General features: G+C 60.9%; 7 protein-coding genes and 1 pseudogene. 7 read left to right on the plus strand and 1 reads right to left on the minus strand.

All coding sequences use genetic code 11. The annotated features are described in order from the left end of the window. From ACRESJ_RS32610 to ACRESJ_RS32640, 7 genes are all read left to right on the plus strand, one after another. Positions 1-264, plus strand: a 264-nt coding sequence (locus ACRESJ_RS32610) for a DUF4381 family protein (RefSeq protein ID WP_431761586.1), incomplete at its 5' end; no start/stop codon positions are given. Continuing rightward, the gene (locus ACRESJ_RS32615) at positions 251-1243 is read left to right on the plus strand and encodes a vWA domain-containing protein (protein ID WP_431761587.1); all 993 of its coding nucleotides are present in this window, start codon (positions 251-253) and stop codon (positions 1241-1243) included. The genes ACRESJ_RS32610 and ACRESJ_RS32615, both read left to right, overlap by 14 nt. A gap of 1 nt (position 1244) precedes the next feature. Then, positions 1245-2825, plus strand: coding sequence for a VWA domain-containing protein (locus ACRESJ_RS32620; protein WP_431761588.1), 1581 nt, complete (start codon positions 1245-1247; stop codon positions 2823-2825). Continuing rightward, positions 2822-4249 (plus strand): hypothetical protein, encoded by a 1428-nt coding sequence (locus ACRESJ_RS32625; RefSeq protein WP_431761589.1) that lies wholly within the window; start codon positions 2822-2824, stop codon positions 4247-4249. Before ACRESJ_RS32620 ends, ACRESJ_RS32625 begins: the two co-directional genes overlap by 4 nt. Further along, positions 4246-5274, plus strand: coding sequence for an HAD family hydrolase (locus ACRESJ_RS32630; protein ID WP_431761590.1), 1029 nt, complete (start codon positions 4246-4248; stop codon positions 5272-5274). The genes ACRESJ_RS32625 and ACRESJ_RS32630 overlap by 4 nt, the downstream gene beginning before the upstream one ends. A 72-nt stretch (positions 5275-5346) precedes the next feature. Then, complete coding sequence (locus ACRESJ_RS32635; protein WP_431761591.1) at positions 5347-6921, plus strand: arylsulfatase; 1575 nt, start codon at positions 5347-5349, stop codon at positions 6919-6921. 194 nt (positions 6922-7115) lie between these two features. After that, positions 7116-9629, plus strand: a complete 2514-nt coding sequence (locus ACRESJ_RS32640) for a fused MFS/spermidine synthase (protein WP_431761592.1) — start codon at positions 7116-7118, stop codon at positions 9627-9629. A 141-nt stretch (positions 9630-9770) separates the two neighbouring features. On the opposite strand, the pseudogene ACRESJ_RS32645 reads toward ACRESJ_RS32640, so the two are convergent. After that, a pseudogene (locus tag ACRESJ_RS32645) lies at positions 9771-9887 on the minus strand (IS481 family transposase); the annotation flags it as partial.

Raw genomic sequence — 9887 nt, forward strand, 5'->3', positions numbered from 1 at the left:
GGCTTCAAGCCCGCTGAACATCAACATCAAAAGATCGCAGCCTTCGGCAGCTCCTACAGGGGGGCTGCGGCGCTTCGAGAACAAGACTGGCAGGCATTTTTGCAGCAGCACCTAAAGCAGCCTCTCCCTGCCGATTTCAGCCGGCAGCTGGCATTGCTGGCTTACGCGCCGGAAGCCACCTTGCGCGCCCTGCCAGCCGAACAACGCCACCACCTGTTCAACACCTGCAAACACTGGGTGGAACATCATCATGTGGCAGCTTGAATACCCCTGGCTGTTACTACTGCTGCCTTTACCTTGGCTGGGTTATCGCTACCTGCCCGATTACCGTGAGGCGCGCAGTGCGGTGCGCGTTCCGTTTTTCGGGGCCATGAGCCGTGCGGTTGGTGAGGCCCCGACTCAGGCCGGCAGCCGCAGCAATTATTGGCAGTTGCTGATGAATCTCGTGGTGTGGGGCCTGTTACTGGTGGCGGCTGCACGGCCGGTACTCGTGGAAAAACCCATCGAACGCCAGCAACCGGTGCGCGACCTGATGCTGGCCATCGACCTTTCCCAGTCCATGGAAACCACCGACTTCACTGACGCCAACGGCCAGAAGATCAATCGTCTGGCCGCGGTCAAGGAAGTGGTGCACGGCTTTATCGACAAACGCAAAGAGGATCGCCTCGGCCTGATCGTGTTCGGCAGCGGCGCGTATCCGCAAGCGCCGCTCACCCTCAACCATGCAAGCCTGTCGCTGTTGCTGGACGACACCGGTATCGGCATGGCCGGTCCCAACACGGCGATCGGTGATGCGATCGGGTTGAGCCTGAAGCTGCTGGACCAGGCCCATGAGCAGGAAAAAGTCCTGATCCTGCTCACCGACGGCAACGATACCAGCAGCGCCATCACCCCCGATCACGCGGCAACCATGGCGGCCGCCAAGGGCGTGGTGATTCACACCATCGGCATTGGCGACCCGAATGCCGAAGGCGAAGCCAAAGTGAACCTGCAAGGCTTGCAGGAAATCGCCCAAGCCACCGGTGGGCGCTTCTTCCGCGCCGAAGATCGCACCGCGCTGGACCAGGTGTACAGCACCCTCGACCAGCTCACTGCGCATCAAGTCAAAACCCTGAGTCATCAACCGAAACGGGATCTGTTCTGGTGGCCGCTAGGGGCGGCAATCGTGGTGCTTGCGCTCTATCATCTGGGCGCCCTGCTGCTGCCGCGCCTGTCCATTGCTCGTCAGCGGCAGGAGGCCTGATTTGGAAATCAACCTCAGCAACTTCCACTTCCTGCGTCCGCTCTGGCTGTTGCTGCTGCCCTTTGCTGTGTTGCTGCCGTGGCTGTGGCGGCGCAGCCAGGATGTGCAAAGACGCCTGCGCGGTAATATCGCTGAACACTTGCTCCCACATCTGTTGATTACCCCGAAGGATCAGCATTGGCTGCGGCCGGTGCATCTGGTTTGCGCATTGTTGGTGCTCGGCGCGATTGCCGCAGCCGGGCCTACATGGGAACAGGATCGTCCGGATTTCCTGGAGAACCGTGCGCCGTTGATCATTGCCGTCGACCTGTCGCCGTCCATGGACGCCAACGACGTACAACCGACTCGACTGGAAGCGGCCAAACACAAACTGCACGACCTGATCCAGCGCCGCGCCGGTGCCCGCAATGCGCTGATCGCCTACGCGGGCAGTGCTCATCTAGTGTTACCGCCGACCGATGACCCGGCCCTGCTCGACACCTTTATTCAGGCGCTGAGTACCGATTTGATCGGTAAAGCAGGCAAGGATGTCGGTGCCGTCATCGAGCAAGCCAAGCGCCTGCTGGCCGCTGAAAAATCACCCGGCACCCTGCTGCTGATCACCGATGGCGCGGACACATCGCAGCTGTCAGATCTGGACAAGAAACTCGACAACAGCGCGTTGCAGGTACTGATCCTGGCCATCGGCAGCGAGGACGGTGGCATCATCCGCGACGCCAGTGGCCAGCCGCGCACTGACAGCAATGGCCGCCCTGAACTGGGCAGTTTTGATCAGGCGGCGCTCAAGCAGCTTGCATCAACACTGGATGCGCCGCTGGGCAGTCTGACGCTCAACAACGATGATCTGGACTGGGTCGATCTGCACGCCCAACAACACTTTCAAGCCACCAGTGACCAACAGCGAGAATTGCACTGGAAAGATGCCGGCTACTGGCTGTGCTGGCCGTTGCTGCTGATCGCTTTCTTCAGTGTGCGCAAGGGCTGGAACCTGAACTGGATGGCCGGATTGCTGCTGGTCGTGGGGCTCGGATGGCAACCGACACCGGCGCACGCCAATGCGCTTACAGACGCCTTTTTCACTCGCGACCAGCAAGGGCGCTGGGCTTTTGAGCACGAACACTTCCCGCAAGCCGCGGCACTGTTTGTCGACCCTTACTGGAAAGGCGTGGCTGCCTATAACGCCGCCGACTTCGACCTGGCCCTGGCCAGCTTCGCGCGCCTGCAAACGCCCCAGGCGTATTTCTATCTGGGCAACATTTACGTGCGTCGCTTCAAGTTCGACCATGCCATTGCCGCCTACACCCAGGCGTTGAAGTTGCAGCCGCAATTCCCTGAGGCCACGGCCAACCTCGCCCTGGCCATGGCCTTGCAGAAAGACACCGAAGATGCCGAGAAGAACGCCCCGGAAACCAAGCCCGATGAAATCAAGATGGACAAGGCGCCGGGCAAGGGCCAGAGCAAGGCGCTGAAGACGGAGCAAGCGGCGTCGGATGAACAGTGGCTGCAGAACCTCAGCACTTCGCCGGCGAAGTTTTTGAAACAGAAGTTCAGTTTGCAGGATCAGGTGGGGGCTAAACCATGACAGGCCTGATAGACCGAGTCGCGGCCATCGCTAGCAGGCTAGCTCCCACATTGGATTTGTATACACCACCAGTCCCCTGTGGGAGCGGGCTTGCCCGCGATGGCGGCAGATCATCCAACACATTATTCGGCACCTTACTGATAGCCCTGATCAGTACAACCACCCTGGCCGCCGAACCCGAACTCAGAGTCCAGGCCAGCCTGCAACCCAACGAATCCGCCATGGTCGGCAGCCTCGTCGAACTGCAACTCGATGTCCTCACCGACACCTGGTTCACCAGCGCCCCCACCCTTCCCGACCTGAAGCTGGCCGGTGCACTGGTGATGCCACCCGATGGCCATGCCGAGCACATCAATCAGACCGTCGAGGGCAAATCGTTCAATGGCCTGCGCTACAGCTACCTGATCACTGCGAATCAGGCACAGGGTTTCGACATTCCGCCGCTGACAGTGCAGGCCACTCCCGGCCAGGCCACCACCGAACTGAGCGCCCAGAGCCAGCCACTGCACTTCACCTCGACCCAACCGCCGGGGTTCCAGGCCGGTGAGCCGGTGCTGGTGGCGCAGGGGTTGCGGTTCACGCAAAAGATCATCAATTCGGCCACCCCGCTAAAGGTCGGCGACAGCATTACTCGCGAATTGACCCTACAGGCGGATGGCGCCCTGGCCATGTCATTGCCGACGACACCGCTGGGCGATGTCCGTGGCCTGAGCCGTTACGCGAAATCCCCGCAGGTGAAAAACCTGGATGACGGCCGCGGCCACTTCAGCGGCGGGCAGCGCATCGACACCGTGACTTACCGGGTCGACAACGAAGGCCACTACAGCCTCCCGCCCATCGAAGTGAAATGGTGGGATGCCAGCACTCGCCAGCCCCGTATCGCGCAGGTGCCTGCAATCGACTTTGATGCAGCGGCGAACAGCGCCTACAAAACGGTGTTCTCGATCACCGAGGACCTGAAAAAACTGGGTCAGCAAAACAGCCTGCATCTCAACCGCAACCTTTTGGGTGTTTTGGCGCTGCTGCTCGGTGTAGCGGCACTCGGCTGGTTCGCTCGCCCACTGTTGCAGCGCGCGCGCCTTGGCTGGCAGGCCCGACGCCGTGCACGGCAGGCGGCCTGGCTGGCCTCCAGCGACTATGCCTGGCGCCAGATCCCGGCACAGCTGGACGACAACCCGCCACAGTTGAGCGCCCTGTATCTGTGGATTCGCCGCAGTGGCAAGGGTCTGAAACTCACCGGCCTGGGGCCGCGCCTGCAAGCACTGCTACGTGCCTGTTACGGCCGTGAGCCGAGCAAAGAACAGGCATTGCACCAACTCCGGCAATCCTTGACTACGCTGCATAGTCTGGCTGAACACAACAGAGAATCAGTTGCTCCTGCGTTGCGACCACTCAACCCTGTCCACGAGAAGGAATTCCCATGACGAGTCCGTTTGCATTGCGCCAGTTTCACGGGTTCAAATTTTTGCTGACTGTGGTCTTGAGTCTGCCCTTGCTGGTTCAGGCGGCCGAGCCCCTGCCGTCATGGAACGAGGGGCCGTCGAAAAAGAGCATCATCGAGTTCGTCCAGGCCGTGACGGACCAAAGCAGCAAGGATTTCGTCAAACCCGAGGACCGCATCGCCGTGTTCGACAACGACGGCACGTTGTGGAGCGAGCAACCGATGTACTTCGAGTTGCTGTTTGCCCTTGAGGAGGTCAAGCGCACCGCAGCTCAACACCCGGACTGGAAAACCACCCAGCCGTTCAAGGCTGTACTGGAGAACGATCACCAGGCCCTGGCCGCCACGGGCCTGGACGGCATGATGAAGATTTTCGGAGCGACCCACACCGGCATGACCACCGAAGCCTTCGATGACTATGCCAAGACCTGGCTGAGCCAGGCCCGCCATCCAAAAACCGGCAAGCCCTACACCGAAATGATCTTCCAGCCGATGCTGGAAATGCTCGATTACCTGCGTGGCCAGAACTTCAAGACCTACATCGTCTCCGGTGGCGACACCGGCTTCATGCGCGCCTTTGCCGAAAAGGTCTACGGCATCCCGCCCGAGCAGGTCATTGGCACCACATTTGTCACCACGTTTGAGTACAAGGATGGCAAGGCGTCGATCCTGCGCACACCGAAACTGGCCCATAACGATGACGGGCCGGGCAAGCCTGTGAGCATCGACGCGGTGATCGGGCGCCGACCGATTCTGGCGTTCGGCAATTCAGACGGCGACCTGCAAATGTTGCAGTGGACCGCCGCAGGACCGGGCAAACGCTTCATGGGATTGGTGCACCACACCGATGCCAAGCGTGAGTGGGCCTATGACCGCCAATCGCAGATTGGCCGCCTGGACAAGGCCCTGGACGAAGCAAAGAACCGTGGATGGACTGTCGTGGATATGGCAACCGAATGGCGTCGCATTTATCCGTTCGACGCAACTACCGACGGGCAAGTGCAGTAGCAAGCGTAAAGCTGGACCGCAACGAACGGTTGTCGCATCACGCGACGTAAATGAGCAGAAGGAGCAAGTCATATGACTCGCATGCGCAAGTGGTTACCGAGGGCCGCCGTGCTGGCGGCTTCGGTGATGGCGTTCTCGGCCACCGCCGGGGCCGCCGACAAGCCCAACATCCTCGTCATCTTCGGTGATGACATCGGCCAGACCAACATCAGTGCCTATTCCATGGGCGTTGTCGGCTACAAGACCCCCAACATCGATCGCATTGCCAAGGAAGGCATGATGTTCACCGACTATTACGCGGAGAACAGCTGCACAGCCGGACGCTCGACCTTCATCACCGGGCAGTCGGCATTGCGCACCGGTCTTTCCAAGGTGGGCATGCCCGGCGTACCGGTCGGCTTGCAGGCACGGGACGTGACCATTGCCCAGGCGCTCAAGGCCAAAGGCTATGCAACGGGTCAGTTCGGCAAGAACCACTTGGGGGACAAGGACGAGTACCTGCCTACCAACCACGGTTTCGACGAGTTCTTCGGCAATCTCTACCACCTCAATGCCGAAGAAGAGCCGGAACGTCCGTACTGGCCGAAGGATGATGCCGAGTTCGTCAAGGCGGCCTCCCCGCGCGGTGTAATCCACAGTTTTGCCGACGGCAAGATCGAGGACACCGGTGCGCTAACAAAAAAACGCATGGAAACCATCGACGACGAAACCACCGCCGCCGCCCAGGCGTTTATCGAGAAACAGGCCAAGGCGGACAAGCCGTTCTTCGTCTGGATGAACACCACCCGGATGCATGCTTACACCCATGTGCGTGAATCCATGCAAGGTCAAAGCGGCATGGTTGGTAACGAGTATGCCGACGGCATGCTTGAACATGACGGTGACGTCGGCAAGTTGTTGAAGACGCTGGATGACCTCAAGCTCACCGACAACACCATCGTCGTCTACACCACCGACAACGGCCCTAACCAGTGGTCCTGGCCGGATGCGGCGACTACACCGTTCCGCAACGAGAAAAACTCCAACTGGGAAGGGGCCTACCGGGTACCGGCGATGATTCGCTGGCCGGGCAAGGTCAAGCCCGGCGAGGTGTCCACGCAGATGTTCTCCGGAATGGACTGGTTCCCGACCTTGTTGGCCGCCGTAGGCGACACCGATATCAAGGACCGTCTGCTCAAGGGCGCTGACGTCGGCGGGAAAAATTTCAAGGTGCACCTGGACGGCTACAACCAGCTGGACTACCTGACTGGCAAGACCGACAAGAGTGCGCGCACCGAGTTCTACTATTTCAACGATGACGGCGTACTGGTGAGCATGCGCTACAACGATTGGAAGGTGGTCTTCTGCGAGCAGCGGGCTCCGGGTGGTATGAAGGTCTGGAGCGAGCCGTTTACCTGCCTGCGCGTGCCCAAGCTCTTCAACTTGCGCATGGACCCCTACGAGCGTGCCGACGTAGTGTCTGATCAATACTACGACTGGCTGGCGAAGAACGACTACCTGCTGTTCGACGGCATCCGCAGATCCGCGGCCTTCCTGCAGACCTTTGTCGACTATCCGCCAAGCCAACGCCCGGCGAGCTTCAGCATCGACCAGGTCCGCGAGGAAGTTGACAAGAAAATTGCCGAAAAAATGAAAGCTGCAAAATAACACCGCTTGACCGCCGCTCGCCCTAATCGGCGAGCGGCCCTATTTGCAACTTGGGACCGTGTCGGCCCCAATCGCGGGCAAGCCCGCTCCCACACTGGATCTCCGGTACGACAACAACCCTGTGGGAGCGGGCTTGCCTGCGATGAGGCCAGCACGGTCACAAACGTTTTTGAACTGGAACAAGGCACCCCGCAATGTCCTCACGTGTCGCCAGCAAGTCGTCGGCCATACCTGCTCCTCAAGTCGCCTCCCCGGCGTTGTTGATCCCTGCCCTGTTATTGTTCGTCTCCGGTGCCGCGGCGCTGGTGTATCAGGTGTTGTGGATCAAGCAGCTGTCGCTGGTCGTAGGCGTCGAGGTGTATGCCATCACTACCGGGATCAGCGCGTTTTTTGCCGGCCTGGCTTTGGGTGGCCTGTTGCTCGGACGGTGGGCGGACAGGTTGCAACAACCGGTTCTGCTTTATGCCGGATTGGAAGTGCTGGTGGCGATACTCGGCGTTGGCACAACCTACGCCATGAGCCTGGCGGCCAGCCCGTTTGCCTGGCTGGAACAGCACATCGGCCTGCTGGCGTGGCTGCTGCCCTTTGCACTGGTGGGCATCCCAGCGCTGTTGATGGGCGGCACCCTGCCGGTACTGGTTCGCTCCCTGGCGACTGACCCGCAACAACTGGGCAAGGCCGGCGGCCACCTATATGCCGCGAACACCGCTGGCGCCATCGCTGGCACCCTGCTCGCGGCGTTCGTACTGATTGCCACGCTTGGCGTACGCGGCAGCGCCCTGGCCGCTGCAATGCTCAACCTGCTGGCGGCGGCGGGCGCCTTGTGGTTTCAGCGCCAACGTCCGTTGGCCAGCGATACGCCGGTCAGGCACCACACCGATAAAGCCCCGGATCGACTGGCGCTGTGGCTGTACTCGATTGCCGGTGGCGTGGCACTGGGTTACGAAGTGGTCTGGTCGCAGTCGATCGTGCAGTTCATGAGTACCCGCACCTATGCCTTCGCCGTGGTACTGGCTACTTATCTGACCGGACTGTTTCTGGGCAGCGCCCTGCTCGCCCGCCGAGTCGATCGCCTGCGCGATCCCTGGGGCGTGTTCGGTTTGCTGATTGCCGGTGCCGGACTGGTCGCACTGCTGGAAATTGCCTTGCTGGGCCGCTGGCTGGTGCTCGCGCAAAGTGTCGTGGAAGCGTGGGTACTGTCGCTCGGTGCCAGCGAATTGCTGGGCATGAGCGCACGTTTTGCGGTGGCGGCGCTGAGCATCGTGTTCGTGCCGACGGTATTGCTTGGGGCTGCGTTTCCCGTGGCATTGCGTCTGAGCGTCGGTCGCGACCATGTCGGGCGCCATGTGGGTGAGGTGGTGGCGTTCAACACCCTGGGCGGGATTGTCGGCGTCATGCTCTGCGGGTTTGTGCTGATCCCGCTGCTGGGGCTAGTCCGTACCTTGGGTTTGCTGGCGATTATCGCCGCCGGCATTGGTTATTTTGCGGTGCGCAAAGGGCATGGGGTCAAGAAAGGCCGGCGTCAGGCGGTGGTCGCCCTCGGGCTGGTGGCCGTGGCGTTGGCCGTGTTTACCCCGGTGGACAAACTGGCCAGCCTGCTGCCCGGTGCGCGCAACGCTACGTTGAGCTTTTACGAAGAAGGACGCGGCGGAACCGTCGCCGTTGTCACCCAAGGCAAAGGCCAGAAGGCTTTCCAGCGTTTGTACATTCAAGGCGTCTCTAACACCGGCGACGCCATGCCATCGCTGCGCTACATGCGCATCCAGGCGTTGTTGCCGCTGCTGATCCATAACGGCGAACCACGCTCGGCGCTGGTGATCGGTTTTGGCACCGGCATTACCGCCGGCGCCCTGACGCGCTATCCGGGCCTTGAACATCGCGTGGTTGCCGAACTGCTGCCTGCGGTAGTCAAGGCAGCGCCATTGTTCAAGGGCAACTTCAATGCGGCCGCCGACCCCGGTGTCGACGTACGTCTGCGGGACGGTCGCCAGGAATTGCTGCGCAATCCGCAGCGCTACGACTTGATCACCCTCGAACCACCGCCCCCCTCCGCGGCCGGCGTGGTGAATCTGTATTCCCGGGACTTCTACCAACTGGCCGCCAGTCGATTGAACAAACAAGGCCTGGTCGCGCAGTGGTTGCCCTTGCCGACGCAGAACATCGATGACTCGCGTTCGCTGGTGCGCAGCTTCCTCGATGTTTACCCCTACGCCACTCTGTGGACCAGCGAGTTCCACGAGATGCTGCTGGTGGGCTCGATGGAGCCGATCGAGCTGGATGCCGCGAAAATCAGCCAGCGCTTCCAGCAGGACAGTGTTCGCGGCACCTTGCAGGATGTAGGTATCGGTTCGGCCGCCGCACTGCTCGCCACCTGGGTCACTGATCGCGCCGGCCTGGAACGCTTCGCCGCTGACGCTCAACCCGTGACCGACGATCAACCGCGTATCGAGTACGCGCCGTGGGTGCGGGCCAAGGAAATCACGCGGGTGCTGCCGGCGCTGCTGGACCTGCACATCGCCCCACCACTGCTGAACGCTGATGCTGCCTTCGACGAGCGAATGAACACCCACAGGCAACGCCTGATGCAGTTTTACCGGGCAAGCCTGCACGCCTATGACGGCGACCGCGATGCCTGGGCTCGGGATATTCGCGAGGTGATGCGCGGGGATGGCGGGAATCCGTATTACCGGTGGTTTGTCGGGCAATGACGCCCCTGTGGGAGCTGCTAGCGATGACGGCGGCACATTCAACATCTTCTTTGAATGTGGAGGCCCTATCGCTAGCAGGCTAGCTCCCACAGTTGTCAGTCAGTCGCAGAATTTGAGATCAACCGAAAAACATTGTGGGAGCTAGCTGTGTAAACCCACCAGGTTGTTCACAGAAGCTATCCGGCTAATCGGCGGTAAATAACTCAGACTGGCATGTGGGCGATGCCAGTTGTACTCATGCAACCACGCCGGCAAGTA

The sequence above is a fragment of the Pseudomonas sp. genome (assembly GCF_050739655.1).
Classification (GTDB): domain Bacteria; phylum Pseudomonadota; class Gammaproteobacteria; order Pseudomonadales; family Pseudomonadaceae; genus Aquipseudomonas.

Bases quoted from the DNA above. Each gene is read 5' to 3' on its own strand.
- ACRESJ_RS32615 (WP_431761587.1), top strand. From the start codon at position 251: ATGTGGCAGCTTGAATACCCCTGGCTGTTACTACTGCTGCCTTTACCT.
- ACRESJ_RS32625 (WP_431761589.1), top strand. From the start codon at position 2,822: ATGACAGGCCTGATAGACCGAGTCGCGGCCATCGCTAGCAGGCTAGCT.
- ACRESJ_RS32630 (WP_431761590.1), top strand. From the start codon at position 4,246: ATGACGAGTCCGTTTGCATTGCGCCAGTTTCACGGGTTCAAATTTTTG.
- ACRESJ_RS32635 (WP_431761591.1), top strand. From the start codon at position 5,347: ATGACTCGCATGCGCAAGTGGTTACCGAGGGCCGCCGTGCTGGCGGCT.
- ACRESJ_RS32640 (WP_431761592.1), top strand. From the start codon at position 7,116: ATGTCCTCACGTGTCGCCAGCAAGTCGTCGGCCATACCTGCTCCTCAA.